This window comes from Paracoccus sp. SSJ, assembly GCF_030234105.1.
GTDB lineage: Bacteria > Pseudomonadota > Alphaproteobacteria > Rhodobacterales > Rhodobacteraceae > Paracoccus > Paracoccus denitrificans.
Genome location: NZ_JASSPE010000001.1, coordinates 348,383 through 367,686, shown reverse-complemented (window position 1 = coordinate 367,686; position 19,304 = coordinate 348,383). Strand labels below are relative to the sequence as shown.

Annotated in this window: 20 protein-coding genes; 16 read left to right on the top strand and 4 right to left on the bottom strand. The window is 67.4% G+C overall.

Translation table 11 applies throughout. The annotated features are described in order from the left end of the window. Positions 1 to 109 precede the first annotated feature (109 nt). The 4 genes from QPR87_RS01760 (at position 110) to QPR87_RS01745 (ending at position 3,076) form a co-directional block, all read left to right on the top strand. On the top strand, positions 110 to 724 hold the full coding sequence (locus QPR87_RS01760) for an RBBP9/YdeN family alpha/beta hydrolase (RefSeq protein ID WP_285047981.1): 615 nt from the start codon (positions 110 to 112) through the stop codon (positions 722 to 724). Between the two features lie 60 nt (positions 725 to 784). Further along, positions 785 to 931 carry a hypothetical protein gene (locus QPR87_RS01755; protein ID WP_158659313.1) on the top strand — a complete coding sequence of 49 codons (147 nt, stop codon included), beginning with the start codon at positions 785 to 787 and terminating at the stop codon, positions 929 to 931. Further along, a complete protein-coding gene (locus tag QPR87_RS01750) occupies positions 931 to 2,265 on the top strand; it encodes an FAD/NAD(P)-binding protein (RefSeq protein ID WP_285047978.1) in 1,335 nt (444 codons plus the stop codon). Before QPR87_RS01755 ends, QPR87_RS01750 begins: the two co-directional genes overlap by 1 nt. Before the next feature lie 253 nt (positions 2,266 to 2,518). Continuing rightward, on the top strand, positions 2,519 to 3,076 hold the full coding sequence (locus tag QPR87_RS01745; protein ID WP_285047977.1) for an NAD(P)H-dependent oxidoreductase: 558 nt from the start codon (positions 2,519 to 2,521) through the stop codon (positions 3,074 to 3,076). Between the two features lie 95 nt (positions 3,077 to 3,171). Here the strand turns inward: QPR87_RS01745 and QPR87_RS01740 are convergent, their stop codons facing one another. Both QPR87_RS01740 and QPR87_RS01735 read right to left on the bottom strand, forming a co-directional pair. Further along, on the bottom strand, positions 3,172 to 3,525 hold the full coding sequence (locus QPR87_RS01740; RefSeq protein ID WP_011751338.1) for a hypothetical protein: 354 nt from the start codon (positions 3,523 to 3,525) through the stop codon (positions 3,172 to 3,174). Next, on the bottom strand, positions 3,509 to 3,760 hold the full coding sequence (locus QPR87_RS01735; RefSeq protein WP_011751339.1) for a hypothetical protein: 252 nt from the start codon (positions 3,758 to 3,760) through the stop codon (positions 3,509 to 3,511). Before QPR87_RS01735 ends, QPR87_RS01740 begins: the two co-directional genes overlap by 17 nt. A 132-nt stretch (positions 3,761 to 3,892) precedes the next feature. On the opposite strand from QPR87_RS01735, the gene QPR87_RS01730 reads away from it, so the two are divergent. The 12 genes from QPR87_RS01730 (at position 3,893) to QPR87_RS01675 (ending at position 18,331) form a co-directional block, all read left to right on the top strand. Then, positions 3,893 to 4,366 carry an Lrp/AsnC family transcriptional regulator gene (locus QPR87_RS01730; protein WP_011751340.1) on the top strand — a complete coding sequence of 158 codons (474 nt, stop codon included), beginning with the start codon at positions 3,893 to 3,895 and terminating at the stop codon, positions 4,364 to 4,366. Positions 4,367 to 4,565: 199 nt separating this feature from the next. Next, complete coding sequence (locus QPR87_RS01725) at positions 4,566 to 4,742, top strand: hypothetical protein (RefSeq protein ID WP_157137467.1); 177 nt, start codon at positions 4,566 to 4,568, stop codon at positions 4,740 to 4,742. A 603-nt stretch (positions 4,743 to 5,345) separates the two neighbouring features. Then, positions 5,346 to 6,698 carry an LLM class flavin-dependent oxidoreductase gene (locus QPR87_RS01720; RefSeq protein ID WP_104493428.1) on the top strand — a complete coding sequence of 451 codons (1,353 nt, stop codon included), beginning with the start codon at positions 5,346 to 5,348 and terminating at the stop codon, positions 6,696 to 6,698. Positions 6,699 to 6,702: 4 nt separating this feature from the next. Further along, entirely contained in the window at positions 6,703 to 7,545 is an 843-nt protein-coding gene (locus QPR87_RS01715) for an ABC transporter permease (RefSeq protein ID WP_285047974.1), read from the top strand. Positions 7,546 to 7,569: 24 nt separating this feature from the next. Further along, positions 7,570 to 8,547 carry an ABC transporter substrate-binding protein gene (locus QPR87_RS01710; RefSeq protein ID WP_285047972.1) on the top strand — a complete coding sequence of 326 codons (978 nt, stop codon included), beginning with the start codon at positions 7,570 to 7,572 and terminating at the stop codon, positions 8,545 to 8,547. After that, positions 8,547 to 9,317, top strand: a complete 771-nt coding sequence (locus QPR87_RS01705; RefSeq protein ID WP_011751346.1) for an ABC transporter ATP-binding protein — start codon at positions 8,547 to 8,549, stop codon at positions 9,315 to 9,317. Before QPR87_RS01710 ends, QPR87_RS01705 begins: the two co-directional genes overlap by 1 nt. Positions 9,318 to 9,558: 241 nt before the next feature. Next, on the top strand, positions 9,559 to 10,059 hold the full coding sequence (locus tag QPR87_RS01700) for a sigma-70 family RNA polymerase sigma factor (protein ID WP_011751347.1): 501 nt from the start codon (positions 9,559 to 9,561) through the stop codon (positions 10,057 to 10,059). A 1-nt stretch (position 10,060) separates the two neighbouring features. Next, entirely contained in the window at positions 10,061 to 11,017 is a 957-nt protein-coding gene (locus QPR87_RS01695; RefSeq protein WP_285047970.1) for a FecR domain-containing protein, read from the top strand. A 130-nt stretch (positions 11,018 to 11,147) separates the two neighbouring features. Then, complete coding sequence (locus QPR87_RS01690) at positions 11,148 to 13,673, top strand: TonB-dependent siderophore receptor (protein WP_285047968.1); 2,526 nt, start codon at positions 11,148 to 11,150, stop codon at positions 13,671 to 13,673. A 307-nt stretch (positions 13,674 to 13,980) separates the two neighbouring features. After that, positions 13,981 to 15,174 carry an efflux RND transporter periplasmic adaptor subunit gene (locus tag QPR87_RS01685; protein WP_285047966.1) on the top strand — a complete coding sequence of 398 codons (1,194 nt, stop codon included), beginning with the start codon at positions 13,981 to 13,983 and terminating at the stop codon, positions 15,172 to 15,174. Continuing rightward, positions 15,171 to 17,117: an ABC transporter permease gene (locus tag QPR87_RS01680; RefSeq protein WP_285047965.1), complete on the top strand. Its 1,947-nt coding sequence runs from the start codon at positions 15,171 to 15,173 to the stop codon at positions 17,115 to 17,117. The genes QPR87_RS01685 and QPR87_RS01680 overlap by 4 nt, the downstream gene beginning before the upstream one ends. Before the next feature lie 62 nt (positions 17,118 to 17,179). Then, complete coding sequence (locus QPR87_RS01675; RefSeq protein ID WP_285047963.1) at positions 17,180 to 18,331, top strand: YncE family protein; 1,152 nt, start codon at positions 17,180 to 17,182, stop codon at positions 18,329 to 18,331. Between the two features lie 90 nt (positions 18,332 to 18,421). Here the strand turns inward: QPR87_RS01675 and QPR87_RS01670 are convergent, their stop codons facing one another. Continuing rightward, positions 18,422 to 18,868, bottom strand: a complete 447-nt coding sequence (locus tag QPR87_RS01670) for a VOC family protein (protein WP_011750740.1) — start codon at positions 18,866 to 18,868, stop codon at positions 18,422 to 18,424. Positions 18,869 to 18,900: 32 nt separating this feature from the next. Next, positions 18,901 to 19,296, bottom strand: coding sequence for a VOC family protein (locus QPR87_RS01665; RefSeq protein WP_011750741.1), 396 nt, complete (start codon positions 19,294 to 19,296; stop codon positions 18,901 to 18,903). Positions 19,297 to 19,304: the final 8 nt, after the last annotated feature.

Sequence of the window (19,304 nt, the reverse complement as noted above, 5' to 3'; positions counted from 1 at the left end):
GGTCATTCAGGCACGGCGCCCCGGTGGAATTTCCTTCTCCATTTCCAGCGAATTTTGGAACGAAAAAACTCGACTAACATGATAGATATTTACCGGAAGGAGAGACGCCATGATTCGCACCCTACTTCTCCCCGGTCTCGACGGATCGCCTGCGCCGCATTGGCAGCATTGGTGGGCAATGTCGGATCCGAGTTCGGCCATCGTCGAGCAGGCCTCGTGGTCGCGGCCCTGCCCGGACCAGTGGCTGACCGAGATTGCCGGCGCCTTGCTGCTGCATCCGGGCGCGGTTCTGGTGGGGCATTCGCTTGGTGCGATCGCGGCGGTAAAGCTCTTGCTGCAATGGCCGCAACTCAAGGTGGGCGGGGCGCTGCTGGTGGCCCCCGCCGAACCAAGCCGCGATCCGCGCACGGCGGTCTTCGGACGGATTCCCGAAGCCCCGCTGCCGGTGCCGACCATCGTGGTGGCCAGCCGGAACGACAGCTGGATGGACTATGAGCGGGCGCGCGAACTGTCCGCCCGCTGGCGCGCATCCTTCGTCGATCTTGGCGAGGCGGGGCATATCAACGTGGCCGCAGGCTTCGGGCCCTGGCCGCAGGGGCGCCTGTTGCGCGCCCTGCTGCCCGATGTCGCCATCGAACCTGCTGCCTTGCGCCTGCCGCCCCGACCCGCCGCGCCCGCGCTGCGGTCGGTGCCGCGCGCCCGGCTGGAGCGGCCTGCGCTGTAACGCGGCCCCGGCAGGCATGGCCGGGACCGGATGGGAAACCATATGCGAAAGGATGAACCGATGTATTACGCCACCTACGACCCGGGTTTCAGCGCCTTTCTTTCGCAAGGCGACCAGGAGATCCTGCCCGATCAAGAGGAAAACCGTCTGGGCCAGGCGCTGGCGATCTTCTGGGCGCTGGCCTTCCTCTGTCTGATGGTGATGTGATGGACGGCCAGTTTCCTCAGGACGGTCATCGTCACATCATCATCGTCGGCGGCGGTGCAAGCGGGGTGCTTGCCGCCGCCCATCTGCTTAGGAACGATCCCTTCCTGCGCATCAGCATGATCGAGAAATCGCACAGCCTGGGATGCGGCATCGCCTATTCGACGGATGATCCGGGTCACTTGCTGAACACGCGCGTCCATAACATGAGTGCCTTTCCGGACGATCCCGAGCATTTCCTGCGCTGGCTGCACAGCTCGGGCGAGGCGCCGGAGGCCACGCCCGATTGCTTTGCCGGCCGGACGGCCTATGGCCGCTATCTGGAAAACCTGCTTACCGCCTGGGGCGGGGACCGGCTGACCTGCCACCGCCAGGAATGCCTGCGCATCGAGGAAAAACCCGGTTGCGTGCGGGCCTGCCTGGAGGATGGCAGCGCGATCATGGGCCACCTGGCCATCCTTGCCACCGGCCATGCGGTTCCGCAGCATCCCCCCCAGGGCATGCGCGGTGGTTGGGACTTTGCGCCCCCGGCCGATTCCGGGGCCGATGTGGTCATCATCGGCACCGGCCTGTCGATGGTGGACCATGTGGTTACGCTGCTTGGGCGGGGGCATCGCGGCAGCATCACCTGCCTGTCGCGGCGCGGGTTGCTGCCGCGCGCCCATGCCGCCAGCCGTGCCATGGCAATCGCGCGCGACGAGATTCCGCTTGGCGCCCCGGTCAGCCGGGTGCTGCACTGGCTGCGGGCACGCATCCGCCAGGCCGAGGCCGAAGGGCTTGGCTGGCGCGATGTCCTGGACGGGCTGCGTCCCCATGTCAGCGCGATCTGGCAGGGTTGGGACGAGGACAGCCGGCGCCGCTTTCTGCGCCACGCCGCCTCGTGGTGGGAGGTGCATCGCCACCGCATGCCGCCGCAATCGGCCGCACTGATCGCCGATGCCCAGGCGCGGGGCCAGTTGCATGTGCTCAGGGCCCGGTTCGAACGCCTGGCGGATGACGGCGTGCATGTGCTGACGCCCGAAGGCCCGCACCTGCTGCCGGCCGGTCATGTCATCGACTGCCGCGGTATCCGGCGCGATCCCGAAACCGACAGCTCGCCAGTGGTGCTGGACCTGATCGCGACGGGGCAGGGGCGGCTGGACCCGCTGCGGCTTGGCCTCGACACGACCAGGGAGGCCCGGCTGATCGCGCGCGACGGCAGGGTGTCGTCCCGGCTGTTCGCCATCGGTCCCTGCGCCCGTGCTGCGCTTTGGGAGATCACGGCGATCCCCGATATTCGCGTGCAATGCGCCCGTCTGGCCGAATTGCTGGACCGCTTGCCGGAGTCGGTAGGCTGACATCCGGGGCCGCTTCATTTGCGCGGGGGTGTCCGGGGAAAGGACGATGACGCCTCGATCCGGTTCCCGGCGGGAACATCCCCGCGATCCCCTTGCGCGGCCTGCCGGTGCGGTGCCGGGGATGCCCGTTCTCCGATCCGGCGGCTTGGCGGTGGTTTTCATCCTCTGGGCCGGCCGGCTTTGGAATGGCCGCTCGGGCAGCCGCGGCCTAAGTATTTCACCATGAATCAAGTCGTCTTTTCGGGAGAATATAGTGCCTGGACCTCGCATCGTCGCCTTTGCCGGCTCGTGGAGCCGACCCTCGAAAACCCGCAGCCTGGTCGAAGAGGCCGCGCGCCGCGCCGTCGCGCGCTTCGGCGGCAGCGCGCATGTCTTTGACATTGCCGATCTCGGTCCCGATTTCGGTTCGCTGCGGCAACCGCAGGACGGACCCCACACCCGGCATCTGGATGCCTTTCTGGCCGCCGATGCGCTGATCGTCGCCAGCCCCGTCTACAAGGGCAGCTATACCGGGCTGTTCAAGCATTTCATCGACCTGATCGAGCCCGTTGCCCTGGTCGGCAAGCCTGTGCTGCTGGCCGCCACCGGGGGCGGGGACCGTCATGCGCTGGTGATCGAGCATCAGCTTCGGCCGGTCTTCGGGTTCTTCGAGGCCCATACGCTGGCCACGGGGCTTTACGTTTCCGCATCGGATTTCGGCTCCGATGGCCTGGCTTCCGAGGCTGCCTCGACGCGGCTGGACCGGGCGGTGGCGCAATTCGCCGCGCATCTTTCCCGACATGATGCGGCGCCCCTGCTTGCGGTCGGCTGAACGCCGCCGCAGGGGCCGGCCCTGCCGTCAAGCGCGTCCCCGATGGTTGCGGCCTGCCTGACCGGAACTGCCGTGCCCTTGCGCCGGCCGCCTTGTCACGGCAGGCGCGACTGGATGCGGCGCAGCTTTGCCCGCGCCTCGTGCAGGGGCGTGCTGAACGGCGCCGGGATCTTTTCGGCCGGCCGCAATTGCTCCAGCGCCAGCGCCGTTTCCTGGGCCGCGCTGAGCCCCAGCCAGTCCTCCGGCAGCAGCAGGATGCGCAACCGCCGCAGCCTTTGCCGGTCCCTGTCCCAGAGCGCGAACCAGCGCGGACCGGCCCGCCGGACCGTCCATGCCGGGTCCGGCAGGATCGCATCCCAGCCCTTTCTGCGGCCGGGCGGCATCGCCCGGGCCTTGCTGGTGGTCAGGAGCAGCAGCCGGTCAAGCAGTCCTTCACGATACCGCACCATGGCTGGAGCCTCCGTCGCGGGCGTTGACCGGCTCGACCTCGGCCCGCCACAGCAGCCGGTCGCGGCCGCGCATGAAGGCCGCGATGGCGGCGCGCGGCGAGTGGGTCAACATGCTCAGCGGGATGCCGTTCAGGCTGGGAACCTCACCCGTCCTGCGATCGATCAGCCGGACCGAGAACAACTGGCCTTCCTCGGCATTGGCGCCCGTCCCGTTCGTCACGATGAACTGGTTCATGTCGCTATGGCCTCCATTGGCAGAATCGCCTGTTGCGTCAGGCTTTATAATACACGATTGAACGCATAGACAATATCGTTAATTGTAGCCCGGTCACCGCACCCGAATCCCTGACGTGAAGAAGGCAGAGAAATGCAGGATCTGGACCTGATCGACCGCAAGATCGTGGCGGAGCTGATGCGCGATGCGACCTTGCCCATCGCGCAGATCGCCGAGAAAGTGGGCTTGTCGCAGACGCCTTGCTGGAAACGGATACAAAAGCTCGAGGCGCTGGGCGTGCTGACCGGGCGGGTGGCGCTGGCCGATCCCGCCAAGCTGGGATTCGGCATCCTGGTCTTTGTCGAGATCGAGGCGCCGAATCATTCGCTGGAATGGCGCGAGGAATTCACCCGCGCCGTTGCCCAGCTGCCCGAGATCATGGAGGTCTACCGCATGGCGGGGCGGATGGATTACATGCTGCGCGTGGCGGTGCCGGACATGGCCGCCTTCGATCTGTTCTACAAGCGGCTGACGGATGCCGTGCCGATCAAGAACGTCACCTCGCATTTCTCGATGGAGCGCATCCACTTCAGCACCGCCTATCCCGTCGATACCCGCAATCGCTGACGCGCAGGGCGGAAAAGCCGGCCGCCGTGCGGTATCGCCGCCCTGTGGTTCATCCCTGGGAATCGACGGCATGCCTCGCAAATGGTGAGGATCTGCTAATTCATGGTAAAGACGATATACTTTATCGTGTAAAATGATGCCGGATGTGCTATGCTGACCAGGTGGCGCAACCCTGTGCAGCCCGTTTGGAGGACTTAAAATGACCAACGAACCGAGCAAAAGCGAAGTGAAGCAGGCCATTTTCAAGGAGCGTCAGACGCTCAAGGCGGCAGCGGATATCCTGGACGACCGCGATGCGGTCGATGCGAGGCATCTGGAGAGCCTTCCTGCACCAAAGACGACATGGGAACAGGGCTACGACGCCCTCGGCAGATGATCGAAGCAGATGACTGAAGACGGAGCGGCGGGAACTTCCCGCCGTTTTCATATGCGCCGCGGACATTCATGCGACCCGCGCGTCGGCCATGCAAAAATCCAGTGTGACGCATCGCGCCCGACAAGGAAGGCAAGCCGCCTCATGCGACCGGTGCAAGGAGTTCCGAAAAGCCGGGCACATGGATCGGCAGGGGAAGGACCGGCCCCGACAGTGATGACCGGGTTTCCAGCATCTTCTTCTCCCAGGATGGAAATGAACGATGAAAGGCTTCCCCCAGAGGGTGAGTCTTTGGAATGGCCCGGGCCGGATGTCTGGGGAATATTAGACGACAAGATAGATCGTCATTGGGAGAGGGCCATGACACTCCGCATTGCCGACCTCTGGCAACAGGTCGAAATTCCAGGCGCCGGTCCATCGGGTGGTCCATGTCGCCTGTGCGCGATGGCCCATCGGCTGGCCCGGCCCCGTTGACCGGCTGACGCGCGGCCGAGCGGCCGCCGCCCCGGTCGGCAAGGCCAAGCCCGACCAGCAGCATTTCCAATCCAGACCGGCCCCGACCTGCCACGGGCGGACCGATCCCCCTTTGCCTGAAGGACAAGAGACATGACACGCAAGATTCGCCTTGGCGCCTTTCTTCCCGGCGGCGGCCAGCATATCGCCGCCTGGCGCCACCCCGACCAGCCCGTCGACGGGGCGACCAGCCTGGAGTTCCACGTCGCGCTTGCGCAGGAGGCCGAGCGCGGGCTGTTCGATGCCTATTTCCTGGCCGACGGCTTGGCCATCGCCTTTGGCGGCGGCATCGAGGGCGGCAACGCCAAGGTCGCGGGCTTCGAGCCGGTGACGCTGTTTGCGGCGCTCGCACCCCTCACGAAGCATCTCGGCTTCATCGCCACGGCCTCGACCACCTATGAAGAGCCCTATAACCTTGCCCGCAAGTTCGCCTCGCTCGACCTGATCTCGGGCGGGCGCGCGGGTTGGAACGTTGTGACGACAGCCACGGAAAGCGCGGCGCGGAACTTCAACCTCGACCAGCAGCATCCCCATGCCTGGCGCTATCGCCGTGCGGCCGAGCATGTCGATGTGGTCGGGAAGCTGTGGGACAGCTTCGAGGACGACGCCTTCATCCGCGACAAGGAAACGGGCGTGTTCTTCGACACCGAGAAGGTGCATTTCACCGATCACCAGGGCGAGCATTTCAAGGTCAAGGGGCCGCTCAATGTCTCGCGCTCGCCGCAGGGCCATCCGGTCATCGTGCAGGCCGGCCAGTCCGAGGACGGTCGCGGTCTTGCCGCCGCCACGGCCGAGGTGATCTTCACCGCGCATCAGCGCCTTGATACCGCGCAGGAATTCTATCGCGACATCAAGGCCCGCGCCCGTGGCCTTGGCCGCAACCCCGACCATGTGCTGGTCATGCCCGGCGTCTCGCCCTTCGTCGGCCGGACCGAGGCCGAGGCGCGCGAAAAATACGAACGCCTTACCGGCCTGATCCTGGAAGAGGACGGCATCGCCCTGATCAAGGGGCTGACCGGCGGCACGCTGGACCTGACCGGGGCGGATCTCGACGGCCCGCTGCCGCCGCTGGACCCGACCGAGGGGATGAAATCGCGCCAGGTGCTGATCCGCCAGATCGCCGACGAGAACGGCTTTACCATCCGCCAGCTTTACCAGTGGATCGCCTCGGCGCGGGGCCATTTCACCATCGTCGGCAGCGCAGAGCAGATCGCCGACACCTTGCAGGAATGGTTCGAGAACGAGGGCGCGGACGGCTTCAACATCCTGCCGCCCTGGCTGCCCACCGGGCTGAGCGATTTCGTGGACCTGGTGGTTCCCGAATTGCAGCGCCGCGGCCTGTTCCGCACCGAATACGAAGGCCGCACGCTGCGCGAGAACCTGGGCCTGCCCTTCCCCGAGAACCGCTGGGCGGTCGAGCGCCGGTCGACCCATGCGGCGGAGTGACGCCATGACCTTGCAGCATCTGGATACCCCGCCCATTCCGCTTTCGCGCGATTCCGCCCCGGGCGGGTCGCTGCTGCGCCGGGGCGCCGCCGTCGCCCGCCATGGCCTGTCGCGCTATGGCCTGCTGGCCGGCTTCCTGGTCCTGTGGCAGGTGGCCAGCACCATGGGCTGGGTCAGCCCTGCCGTGCTGCCGCCGCTGGACAAGATCGCCGCGGCGCTGTGGAACGGCATCGCTTCGGGCGCGCTGGTGGACGACATCGCCATCAGCCTGCAACGCTCGGGCATCGCCTTCGCCGGTGCCGTGGTTCTGGGCATCCCGCTGGGCCTGCTGATGGGCCAGATCCCGGCGGTGGAGCGGGCGCTGGACCCGATCCTGCAACTGTTCCGCCAGACCTCGGCGCTGGCGCTCTATCCGGTGTTCATCCTGCTTTTGGGCCTGGGCGAGACATCGAAGGTCTTCGTCATCTTCTGGGCGACGCTGTTTCCCGTCCTGTTGGCAACCATCGGTGGCGTGAAGGAGGTGGACGGCAAGCTGATCGAGATGGCCCGGACCTATGGCGTGTCCCGGTTGGCGGTGTTTCGCCGGGTGATCCTGCCAGCCTCGGTGCCATCCATCTTCGTCGGACTGCGGCTTTCGGCCACGACGGCGCTGCTGCTGCTGATCGCGGCCGAGATGATCGGCGCGAACAAGGGGCTCGGCTTCCAGGTGATGAACGCCCAATACAACTTCCAGATTCCGCTGATGTTCGCGGCCATCTTCCTGTTGGCGGCGCTTGGCCTGGCCGCGAACTTTGTCCTCGTCTCCCTGCAAAACCGTCTGTGCCGCTGGGCCGCGCCGGCCCGCTGATCCTTGAAACAGAAAGTTGATGCCATGACCCTTACCCTTCGCAGCCTCGCGCTGACCACCGCCCTGGGCCTTTCCTTCGGCACCGCCGCCCAGGCCGAGGTGACGATCCGCTACCTTGCCAGCCATGGTGGCCTTGCCCCGCACGAACTGGCCGACGAACTCGGCTATTACGACGAGGCGGGGATCAAGCTGGAGAACCTCGGCTATGCCTCGGGCGGCCCCGAGACGCTGATCGGCCTTGCCGGCGGCAGCCTCGACCTTGGCAGTGCCGCGACCTCGGCCGTGCTGAACTCGATCATCGGCGGCAACGATTTCGTGGCTGCCTATCCGACGCAGGGCATCAACGACGACGTGCAGTCGATCTTCTACGTGCTGGAGGACAGCCCGATCCGCTCGGTCGAGGATATCGCCGGCAAGACCCTCGCGGTGAACACCCTTGGCGCCCATCTGGACTACACCATCCGCGAGGCGCTGCATCAGAAGGATCTGCCGCAGAATGCCGCGAACCTGATCGTCGTGCCCGGGCCGCAACTGGAACAGGTGCTGCGCTCGGGGCAGGTGGATGTCTCGGCCTTCGGCTACTGGCAGACCACCTTCGAGGGGGCGGCGCGCCAGACCGGCGGCCTTCGCGCGGTCTTCGACGATACCGACGTGCTGGGCGAGATCGCCGGCGGCTTTGCCGTCCTGCGCCGGGACTGGGCCGAGGCCCATCCCAAGGAGGCTGCGGCCTTTGTCGAAGGCGCGGCACGGGCGCTCGACTGGGCGCGCGAAAACCCCGAGGAAGCCAAGGAGGTTCTTGCCAAGGCGCTGGCCGAACGCGGCGAGAACCCCGAGGTGGCGCAGCATTTCGCCGGCTACGGCGTGCGCGAGGGCGGGCTGCCGGTCGAGCGCGACATCCAGTTCTGGATCGACGTGCTGGAACGCGAGGGCAAGGTCGAGAAGGGCAGGCTCAAGGCCGCCGACATCCTGCTGGTCAGCAGCCAATCCGTGGCGGTGAAGTGATGGGTATCCACCAGTCCCTTCTGCGCGGAGAGGTCAGGGTGCGCGGCCTTTCCAAGTCCTATTCGCTGAATCGCAACGCGCTTTCGGTCCTGCGCGATCTGGATCTGGACGTGAACGGCGGCGAGATCCTGGCCATCGTCGGCCCTTCGGGCTGCGGCAAGACCACGCTGCTGCGGATTCTGGCGGGGCTCGAAACCCCCGATCGCGGCAAGGTGCTGATCGACGGCCGTCCCGTCGCCGGGGTGGGGCGCGAGCGCGCGGTGATCTTTCAGGAACCGCGCCTGCTGCCCTGGCTGACCGTGCTGGACAACGTCGCCTTCGGGCTGGAGGTGCGCGGCATCCCGGCCGCCGAAGGTCGCGAAAGGGCGCGGCACTATCTTCGCCTCGTCGGTCTGGCCAGGTTCGAGGCGGCCTGGCCGCGCCAGCTTTCCGGCGGCATGGCGCAGCGCGTGGGCATTGCGCGCGCTCTGACGGTGCGACCGGGTATCCTGCTTCTGGACGAGCCCTTCGGTGCGCTGGACGCCATGACCAAGATGACGATGCAGGAGGAACTGGCCCGCATCTGGCGCGAGGAACGGGTGACGATGATCCTTGTCACCCACGACCTCGAAGAGGCGATCTTCCTTGCCGACCGGGTTCTGGTGCTGTCGAAGGACAGCACTGATCCGGCCCGGCTGATCGATGTCGACCTGGCGCGTCCGCGCGACCGCAGCGAGCCGGGCTTCGTAGCCATGCGCCGCCGCCTGATGGCGGAGTTCGGCCTGCATTGACCGCCGGGCCTTCGTCATGCGGCGATGCCGCGATGGTGGATCGCCCGGCTGTCGCCCGGATGGCATGGAATGGCCATCCGGGCGCAGATTGCGGCTCGGTTGTGGCATGAAATCGACAAATGCGGCGGATTTCGCAGATTCTCCGTCGCTGCGGATGCCGCGGACTGGAAATACCTTTGCAATATAGTAAGGATTTTTCACCCGGAACCGTTCCGGCAGCGAGACGAGGTGCGGAGGCAGGGTGTCGGCCGGCGGGAATCCCAGATGCGAGCTTCACGCGCTTTATGCCGACCATCACGGTTGGCTGCATGGCTGGCTGCGCCGCAAGCTGGGCGACAGCGGCGATGCGGCCGACCTGGCCCACGACACGTTCCTGCGGCTGCTTGCATCGCGGCGTTCGCGACTGGGCGAACGGCCCCGCGCGCTACTGACCCATATCGCCAAGGGCCTGCTGGCCGATCATTGGCGCCGCCAGAGGGTCGAGCGGGCCTATCTGGACACCATCGCGCATCTGCCGGCCGTCCAGGTTCCGCCGGCCGAGGAGCGGTTGCTGGTCATCGAGGCGCTGACGCGGATCGACGCTATGCTCGGGCGGTTGCCCGCCTTTACCCGAGAGGTCTTTCTGCTCGCCCAGTTCGACGGGCTGACCCTGCAACAGATTTCCGAACGGACGCAGGCTCCGGTCATCACGGTCAGGCGGCATATCCGCAAGGCGCTGCTGGCCTGCATGGAGGCCGCCTGACATGTCGGGACCGCCCAGGGCCGAATTGCTGGAGGAAGCCGCCGACTGGGCGATGGCCATGCGATACGGCGCCCCCGGCGAGGTCGACGGTGCAGCCTTCGAGCGCTGGCTTGCCCAAAGCCCGCAGCACGCCGCGGCTTGGCAGCGGGCGCAGGCGGTGTTCCAGACCTTCGAGCGGGTGCCGCGCGGGCTGGGCAAGGACGTGTTGCGGGCCATGGAGCCGTCACCCGGCCGGCGCCGCGCGCTGGGTGTGCTGGGCGGGGCCCTGCTTGTCCCTTCGGCCGGGGTCATGGCCTGGCAGCAGCCCTGGCAGAAATGGGGCGCCGACGTGGCCACCGCGGTCGGCGAGCGCAGGGCGCTGGCCTTGCCGGACGCCTCGCAGCTTGTGCTGAACACCGACAGCGCGGCGGATATCGCCTTTACCACCGCCGAACGGCGTATCCACCTGCGCGCCGGCGAGATTCTTCTGACCACGCATCCCGATCCCGCTCCGGTGCCGCGCCCGCTGCTGGTCGAGACGGCTTTCGGCGAGGTCCGGGCGCTGGGAACCCGCTTCAGCGTCCGGCAACTGGACGGCGATCTGGTGCGTGTCTCGGTCTTTCGCCATGCGGTCGAGATCAGGCCGCGGAACGCCGCGCCCCATGTCCTGCATCAGGGCGAACAGGCGGATTTCGACAGCAACGGCGTCAGGCCGCTGGCAACGGTCGATGAAAGCGCGGCCATCTGGGAACAGGGCATGCTGCTGGCGCAGGACATGCGCCTTGGCGACGTGATCGCCGAAATGGCGCGCCATCGCCGTGGCGTCCTGCGCTGCGATCCCGCCGTGGCGGCGATTCTGGTGTCGGGGGCGATATCGCTTTCGGACACGGATGGCGGGCTGGCGCTGCTAGAGCGGACCCTGCCGGTGCGCATCCAGCGCCGAACGCCCTGGTGGGTGGTGGTCGCGCCGCGCAGCTGAAGGCCCGGCGCTTTTTTTCGCCGCCGAGGTGATCACTTTTCCGATCTCGGCCGGTGAACGGTGAAAGGGTGCCAGCCAGAGGTGATTTCAGCACGCTGCCCTTCCTCCATTCCAGACAGGACGAAGCAGCATGAACTCTCTTACCTGCGTGCCGGTGGCGGCTGCCCGCGCCTTCGCGTTCTCGACCGGCCTGGCTGTGCCGCGCAATGCCCTGCGCGCGCTGCTGATCGGCACGACCCTTGGCGCCGCGATCACCGCGCCCGCCTTCGCCCAGGCGCGCGACTATGCCATCGGCCCCGGCCGGCTCAGCGACGTGCTGGCGCGCTATGCCGCCGCCTCGGGCGTGCAACTGGTCTATGAACCCTCGGATCTGGCCGGAATACGCAGCGCCGGGCTGCAGGGCAGCTATACGGTCGAGCAGGGCTTTTCGGTGCTGCTGGCCGGCAGCGGCTATCGCCTGCAGCAGGCGGGACCGGGAAGCTATGTGCTGATGCGGCCGCCGGTGCAGGGTGCTGCGGTGCCGGCCGGCGAGGGCGCGGTGGTGCTGGATACGGTCACGCTGCGGGGCGGCGGCGCCACGACCGAGGGCAGCGGTTCCTATGCCAGCGGCGCGGCCAGCATCGCGCGCGGGGCGGATTCGCTGAAAGAGGTGCCGCAATCGGTGACCGTGGTGACCAAGCAGGCGCTGGACGACCAGAACCTGACCACCATGTCCGAGGCGATGGCCAAGGCGCCCGGCATCGTCGCGACCACGGACGGCATGGGCCAGCCGGTGTTCTATTCGCGCGGCTTCGTCATCGACAACTACCAGATCGATAATCTGGGCACGTCCTACGATTCGACCTTCAAGCCGGATTTCGACATGGCGATCTATGATCGGCTGGAGATCCTGCGCGGCGCCGAGGGGCTGTTCTCGGCAGCGGGCGAGCCGGGCGGGACCATCAACCTGGCGCGCAAGCGCCCCACGGACGAGCTGCGCTCGGCTGTGTCCTTGGCCTATGGAAGCTGGAACAACCGCCGGCTCGAGGCCGATATCGGCGGCCCGCTGGGGTTTGACGGCAAGCTGCGCGGCCGCCTGGTCGGCGTCTGGCAGGACCGCGAATATTTCTACAAGCCCGCGGATGAGGAAAAGCGGGTCCTCTACGGCATCCTGGAATACGATCTGACGCCTTCGACCACGCTCAGCGCCGGCGTGAGCTACCAGCGCCAATACGGCACCATGTGGCAGCGAGGCTTGCCGACCTATGCCGACGGCAGCCAGCTTGGCCTGCCGCGCGACGTGGCGCTGACGGTGGACTGGGCCAAGCGCGAGCAGACCATCCGCGAGCTTTTCGCCTCGGTCGAGCATCGGTTCGATTCGGACTGGACGCTCAAGTTCAGCGCCGCGCGGCAACGCTTTGATTTCGATTACCTCAACCTCAGCCTCGGCGGTCCGATTGATCCGTTGACGGGTTCCTTCGGCGCTCCGGACGCATTTTCCGAAGACGACGGTAACCACTCGGACGGGGTGGACCTGAGCCTTTCGGGCCGCTTCGATGCCTGGGGCCGGGAATACAAACTCACGATGGGTGCCGACTGGCGGCGCAGCTACGGCAAGCAGATGCGCAACCGCGTTGGCACGGCGTTTCCCGATGGCGAAATCGGGGTGGACGACTTCCCCGGCCTGGATCTGCCCGCGCCGGTGCGGGGCAGGGCCGGATCCGGTTGGCCGACATTCGGCAGCAAGCAGCAGGGCATTTATGCCCGGCTGGACATGCAGGCGACCGACAGGATGCATGTTATCGTCGGCGGCCGTTACGGCAACTACAGGCATTCCGAGATTGAGGAGAGGTATGACGAGGAGGGCAACGTCACCTATCGCGACACCAGCTGGCGCTGGAGCGAAAACGGCATCTTCACGCCCTATGCCGCCGTCACCTATGATCTGACGCCCGACTGGACCGCCTATGCCAGCCTGACCGAGATCTATAAGCCGCAGGGCAACACCTTTGCCGGCCCGCCCGATAACCCGACCCAGTTGGACCCGATCACCGGCCGCAACTACGAACTGGGCGCCAAGGGGGCCATCAAGGGCGGTGCGCTGAACGTCTCGGCGGCGCTCTATCGCATCGAGCGCAAGGGCGAGAAGGTGGTGGACCCCCGCTATGAGGATGAGCCCCGCGACTATTACCTGCCGCTTGGCGAGATCGTCAGCCAGGGCATTGACCTTGAGGTCTCGGGCGAGGTCTCACCCGGCTGGCAGGTCTTTGCGGGCTATACATACAACCATAACGAGAACAAAAGTGAGAATGACGTCTATCACGCGTTGACGCCCAAGCACATGTTCAAGCTGTGGACGGACTACACCCTGCTGGGTGACTATTCCAAATGGACCGTCGGCGGCGGCGTGACGGTGAAAAGCCGGCACGCGAACAGCGGCACCTATTGGTTCATGACCCCGGACGGCTGGACCCAGCCGGAATTCGAGATCAGGCAGGGCGGATACTCGGTCTGGGATGCGCATGTGCAATACCAGATCGCCGAGCAATGGGCGCTGGCGCTGAACGTGAACAACGTCTTCGACAAGACCTATTATGCCACCATCGGCACCCCGGGCGGCGGCAATTGGTATGGCGAGCCGAGGAATGCCACGCTGACCCTGCGGGGGCGGTTCTGACCGTGCCGCGAGCCGTTGGCCGGGCCTGTTGCGGCCCGGCCCAACGCGCCGGGACCGAAGCGCCCGGTCGGGCCGGTTGCGCTTTGGCCGTCGCGGTCCTAGACAGCGGGGATGCCATGCACAGGCCGCCCGACCCCGGTTGGCGGCCGCCTGCGTTCGGGAAATGCGGCGCTCTCCCGGACCCTTGCAAAGCCAGATCACGGTATTCTTTGCGGGGAGTTCCCAGGCTTGCATCATTGCCGTCGACGCGCTTCCGCCGGATCGCATCTCTTTGTCTTCAAATCCGGGCATCGAATGGACCTCGTGCATGAACGCGCTCTTGCAGTCCGAGACTGACCTGCCGCCGCCGCTGGCGATGCCCGTGCAGGGGCCGGCCCGCCAGGGGCGCCGTGCCCTGCTTGCAGGGCTGGTGCTGGCTGCCCTGGCGGGGGGCGCGGGCTGGTGGCTCTGGTCCTCGCCGCCTGCCGTTCACTACGACACCGCGCCGGTGATCCGCCGCGACCTGGAGAACGCCGTGACTGCCAGCGGCCGGATCGAGCCGGGCGCCTATGTCGATGTCGGTGCGCAGGTTTCGGGTCAGTTGCGCCGGCTGCATGTGGCCGCCGGAGACCGGGTCGAGGCCGGGGAATTGCTGGCCGAGATCGACGCCGAGGTGCAGGCGGCGCAGGTCGAGGGATTGCAGGCCGAGCTGGCCCGGCTGGCCGCCGAGCGCAGCGAATTGCAGGCCCAGCTTGCCTTTGCCGAACGGCAGGCGGGGCGGCATTCCTCGCTGGCCGGGCGCGCCAGCAGCCGCGTCACGCTGGAAGAGGCCGAGCGCGACCGTGACGTGCTGCGCGCGCGGATCGAGGCGCTGGACGCCACCATCCGCCGCAGCCGCGCCGCGCTGCGCGCCGAGGAAGCGACGCTGGCGCGCTCGCGCATCACCTCGCCCATGGCCGGCACCGTGGTCGCCGTAGAAGCCCGCGAGGGCCAGACGCTGAATGCCAATTACGACACCCCGGTGATCCTGCGCATCGCCGACCTCGCCACCATGACCGTGCGCAGCGACGTCTCCGAGGCCGACGTGGTCCATCTGCGGCCCGGAATGCCGGTCTGGTTCACCACGCTGGGCTTTCCCGACCGCCGGCATCGCGCGACGCTGCGGCAGGTGTTGCCCGCCCCGCCGGTCAAGGAGGAGGAAGGCGCCAGTTCGGTCGTCACTTATGTCGCGCTGTTCGACATTGCCAATGCGGGGGGCGAGTTGCTTTCGGGCATGACCGCGCAGGTGTTCTTCGTCACCGAAAGCGCGGCCGACGTGCTGGCCGTTCCCGTTTCCGCGCTGGACGACGACGGCAGCCTGCGCGTCCAGACCCCCGGCGGCGCGCTGGAAACCCGCCATCCCGCAACCGGGATGCGCACCCGAGCCCATGCCGCGATCCTTTCGGGATTGGCTGAGGGCGAACATGTCGTCACCGGCGAGCGCCCCGCCGAAGGCGAGCCGCTGCTGAGGATCGCGCCGTGACGGATGATCTGACGGCTGACATGCCGCTGATCCGCATCCGGGGCCTGCACCGGGTCTTTGGCGAGGGCGCGGCACGCGCTCATGTGCTGCGCGGCATCGACCTTGACATCCATGCCGGCGAGTTCGTGGCCATCGTCGGCACTTCGGGCTCGGGCAAGTCGACGCTGATGAACATCCTCGGCCTGCTCGACCGTCCCTCGGCCGGCAGCTATCACCTTGCCGGGAAGGACGTGGCGCGGTTGTCGCGCGATGCGCGGGCGGGGCTGCGCAATCGGCTCTTCGGCTTCGTCTTCCAGCAATACAACCTGATCCCGACGCTGACGGCGCTGGAGAACGTGGAACTGCCCGCCAGCCATGCCGGCGCCGCGCGCGAGGCCCGGCGGGCGCGGGCGGCGGCGTTGCTGCGCAGCCTGGGCCTTGGTCACCGACTGACCGCGCGTCCCTTGCAGATGTCCGGCGGCCAGCAGCAGCGGGTCTCCATCGCGCGGGCGCTGATGAACGGCGGCGCGGTGATCCTTGCGGATGAGCCGACCGGCGCGCTGGATGCCGAGAGCGGGCGGCAGGTGATGCGGCTGCTGTCGGATCTGGCGGGCAGGGGCCATACGGTGATCCTGATCACCCATGACACCGACATCGCCGCCCGTGCCGGACGGGTGATCCGGGTCGGCGAGGGGCGCATCGCCGGCGACAGCGGCACCCGCGCGGCCGGGCCCGCGGTCCCGGTGCTGCCGGAAACGACCGGCAGCCGGTCAGCCTTCCTGCCTGCCCTGCGCGAGGCCGCGCGCTCGGCCTTGGCGGCCATCGGCGCCAGCCCGGTGCGCACGGCGTTGACGTTGTCGGGCATCGTCATCGGCGTGGCCTCGGTCGTCGCCATGCTGGCCATCGGCCGCGGCGCGCAGGAAGAGTTCGTCAAGCGCGCCTCGGCCATCGGCACGAACTGGGTGGTGGTCGGCTCGGACCAGGATACGCGGATGCCGCGCCGGCCGCTGACCCTTGACGATGCCATGGCGCTGAAGGGCCTGCCCAATGTCGCGGGCGTGATGCCGGGCCGCTGGGAACAGGCGACGGTTCGCGCCGGCGCCTTTTCGATCGATACCGACATCATCGGCACCGACCGCGATTTCCGCGGCGTGCATGGCTGGGACGTGGTGCGAGGCAGCTTCTTTTCCGAAGCGGACGAGCGCGGCGGCAGTCCGGTTCTGCTGCTGGGCTCGACCGTCGCCGGGACGCTGTTTCCCGATGGGCGCGACCCGACGGGCGAGTTCGTGTTTGTCAACATGTCGCCGTTCCTGGTCGGCGGCGTGCTGGAATCCAAGGGGCTGAGCGAGAACGGCAGCGACCGCGACAAGGTGGTGGCCATGCCGCTGCGCAGCCTGGAAAGCCGGGTCTATGGCCCGGGCGAGCTGTCGGTGATCGTCGTCGCGTTGCAGGACATGGCGCGGCTGGACGAAAGCAATGCGCTCTTGCGCGAGGCGATGATCCGGCGCCACGGGACCGAGGATTTCTGGCTGGCCGATGCGGCCGGCGCCTTTGCCGCCGCCGAAGCCGACCGCGCCTCGCAGAACCTTCTTCTGGGCGCCGTTGCCACAATCTCGATCTTCGTGGGCGGGATCGGGGTGATGAACATCATGTTCATCACCGTGCGCGAGCGCACGCGCGAAATCGGCATCCGTTCCGCCACCGGCGCTGCGATGCGCGACATCCTGGTCCAGTTCCTGACCGAGGCCACCGTGCTTTCCGCCCTTGGCGGGCTTGCCGGGCTGGCGCTGGCGGCCGGCATCGGCGCCGTCGCGGCCCTGGGTCTTGGCATGCCGGTGGTGTTTTCCGTGACCGTCGCACTGGGTGCGCTTGCCGGCGCGACGGCGATGGGCGCCGCATTCGGCCTGGTGCCGGCGATCCGCGCCGCGAGGCTCAGCCCGGTGGAGGCGCTGGCAAGCCCTTGATGTTCCCGCCCACCTTTCCGTTGATCTGCCGCTGCCTGCGGCCCACGAACAGGAGAATGACGATGACCCCCAAGACCCGGACGAGATGGCGCATGGCGCTGCCCGCTTTGATGGCGCTGGCCCTGGCCATGCCCGCCGCCGCGCAGGATGCGCCGACCGAACCCGCGGCCCTGACGGCGGCCCAGTTCGCCCCCGCGGTGATCCGCACCGACAGCATCGCCGGCGCCTACGAGGTGGTGCATTGGGCCGAGGCGGGGCTGGTCTTCGTCGCCTCGGTGCCCTCCTTCGACAAGGGCTCGGCGGGCTTCATCCATGTGCTGGACGCGAACGACCTGCGCCCGATCCGCCGGATCCAGCTGCCGCGCCGGCCCTTCGCGCTGGCGCTGGACCGCAGCGCGGGGCGGCTCTATGCCGGCAATACGCTGGACGGCTCGCTGACCGTGATCGATGCGCGGGGCGGGCAGATCCTCGACACCATCCAGCTCGGCCAGCCCGAGGGCGAGGGCTTCGAGCATACCCGCATGATCGTGCTGGACGAGGACAAGGGCCTCGCCTTCGTGACCAGCCCCGGCCGCAAGGGCGTGACCTGGATCGTCGACACCAGGGCGGGCGAGTTGCTGCACCGGATCGAGGGCGGGCTCTGGACCGCCGGCGCGGCCTATGATGCCGGGGCGGGGCGCTTCTATGCCGGCGGCGGCGGCATCGAGGAGATCGCGGTGATCGACGCCAGTGGCGAGCGGGTCGGTGCGATCTCGACCGGCGACACGACCGAAGAGGGCGAGGACGCCTCGCAACATTTCTTCGTCAATCTTGCCATCGATGCCGAGGGCCAGCGCCTGTTCGCGGCCGATGCCGACAAGGGCGCGCTCTACGTCTTCGACATCGCCAGCGGCAAGGTTGCCGCGCAGGTTCCGGTCGGCCCCGGTACGCTGGATGTGGCCTACAACCCGGCGCGGTCCGAGATCTATGCCACCTGGCGCGGGGAAAAGGCCGGCACCGGCGGGTTGGCGGTGATCGATGCGCAGGACTATGCGGTCAAGCAGCGCCTGTCCCTGCCGACGAATCCCAACAGCCTTGAGGTCGGCGAGGACGGCCGGACGCTGTTCGTGACGGTGAAGGCGCCGCATGACAAGGAGCATCCCGATTATCGCGAGGGCGCGATGGATTCGGTGATCCGGGTTGACCTGGAGCGGTTGGGCGAGGGCGGAGAATAGCCCCGCCTGATGTCGAGAGCGACCCGCCGGCAATCCTATCGCCGGCGGGATCGTCCGGGCTCGGCCCTGGCGGAGCTTCAGGTCACGGGATCAGCCCTGCGAAGGCTGCCAGCCGGCCGAGGGTATGGTGTTGATCATCCACGGGACGCCGAAACGGTCGATCAGCGAGCCGAAGCCGGGCGACCAGAAGGTCTCGCCGAAGGGCATCACCGCCTTGCCGCCTTCGGACAGGCGGTCGAACCAGCGCCGGCCCTCGTCCCCGTCCTCGGTGTGCAGGGTGACGTCGAAGCCGTTCTTGGGCTTGTCGATATTGGGAGCCCAGGCCGCGTCCATATCGGCGCCCATCAGCGCCTGGTCGCCGACCTCAAGCCAGCAATGCATCAGCCAGGTCTTGTATTTCTCGTCGGTGATCGGCATGCCGGGCGGGCCGTCGCCATAGGGCATGGCTGCGGTGATCTTGCCGCCCAGCACCTCGGCGTAGAACTCGAACGCCTCGCGGCACTGGCCCTGGAAGCTCAGGCTGGTCACGATCTTCATCGTCGTCTCCTTTCCGGTCGGGTTTCGCCGCGTCATGCGAGATTGAGTTGCCAGGACACGCCGAAACGGTCGGCGACCCAGGCGAAACGCTTGCTGAAGCCGTAGTCGCCGGGCGGCATCAACACCTCGCCGCCCTCCGAAAGCGCGGCGAAGAGCCGTTCCTGTTCCTCGCCGGACGCGCAATCGACGAAGAAGGACCAGGAGGGCGTGAAATCGAAGGCGTGCTTGACCGGGCTGTCGCTGGCCAGCACGCTCTGCCCGGCGGCGGTGAAGCGGGCCAGCTTGATGCTGCCCTCTGCCCCCGGCTCGTCCTTTTGCCAGCGCGTGACATCCAGCACCTCGCCATCGTCGAAGAGCGAGACATAAAGCGCCATCGCCTGTTCGGCATGGCCGCCCTGGAACATCAGGAATGGCTGCATCGCGGTCATGGCGACCT

Excerpts from the sequence above, each read along its gene's own strand:
- QPR87_RS01670 (WP_011750740.1), bottom strand. The coding sequence starts at position 18,868 with ATGAAGATCGTGACCAGCCTGAGCTTCCAGGGCCAGTGCCGCGAGGCG.
- QPR87_RS01730 (WP_011751340.1), top strand. The coding sequence starts at position 3,893 with ATGCAGGATCTGGACCTGATCGACCGCAAGATCGTGGCGGAGCTGATG.
- QPR87_RS01760 (WP_285047981.1), top strand. The coding sequence starts at position 110 with ATGATTCGCACCCTACTTCTCCCCGGTCTCGACGGATCGCCTGCGCCG.
- QPR87_RS01710 (WP_285047972.1), top strand. The coding sequence starts at position 7,570 with ATGACCCTTACCCTTCGCAGCCTCGCGCTGACCACCGCCCTGGGCCTT.
- QPR87_RS01685 (WP_285047966.1), top strand. The coding sequence starts at position 13,981 with ATGAACGCGCTCTTGCAGTCCGAGACTGACCTGCCGCCGCCGCTGGCG.
- QPR87_RS01715 (WP_285047974.1), top strand. The coding sequence starts at position 6,703 with ATGACCTTGCAGCATCTGGATACCCCGCCCATTCCGCTTTCGCGCGAT.
- QPR87_RS01740 (WP_011751338.1), bottom strand. The coding sequence starts at position 3,525 with ATGGTGCGGTATCGTGAAGGACTGCTTGACCGGCTGCTGCTCCTGACC.
- QPR87_RS01695 (WP_285047970.1), top strand. The coding sequence starts at position 10,061 with ATGTCGGGACCGCCCAGGGCCGAATTGCTGGAGGAAGCCGCCGACTGG.
- QPR87_RS01720 (WP_104493428.1), top strand. The coding sequence starts at position 5,346 with ATGACACGCAAGATTCGCCTTGGCGCCTTTCTTCCCGGCGGCGGCCAG.
- QPR87_RS01750 (WP_285047978.1), top strand. The coding sequence starts at position 931 with ATGGACGGCCAGTTTCCTCAGGACGGTCATCGTCACATCATCATCGTC.
- QPR87_RS01705 (WP_011751346.1), top strand. The coding sequence starts at position 8,547 with ATGGGTATCCACCAGTCCCTTCTGCGCGGAGAGGTCAGGGTGCGCGGC.
- QPR87_RS01665 (WP_011750741.1), bottom strand. The coding sequence starts at position 19,296 with ATGACCGCGATGCAGCCATTCCTGATGTTCCAGGGCGGCCATGCCGAA.
- QPR87_RS01755 (WP_158659313.1), top strand. The coding sequence starts at position 785 with ATGTATTACGCCACCTACGACCCGGGTTTCAGCGCCTTTCTTTCGCAA.
- QPR87_RS01675 (WP_285047963.1), top strand. The coding sequence starts at position 17,180 with ATGACCCCCAAGACCCGGACGAGATGGCGCATGGCGCTGCCCGCTTTG.
- QPR87_RS01725 (WP_157137467.1), top strand. The coding sequence starts at position 4,566 with ATGACCAACGAACCGAGCAAAAGCGAAGTGAAGCAGGCCATTTTCAAG.
- QPR87_RS01735 (WP_011751339.1), bottom strand. The coding sequence starts at position 3,760 with ATGAACCAGTTCATCGTGACGAACGGGACGGGCGCCAATGCCGAGGAA.
- QPR87_RS01690 (WP_285047968.1), top strand. The coding sequence starts at position 11,148 with ATGAACTCTCTTACCTGCGTGCCGGTGGCGGCTGCCCGCGCCTTCGCG.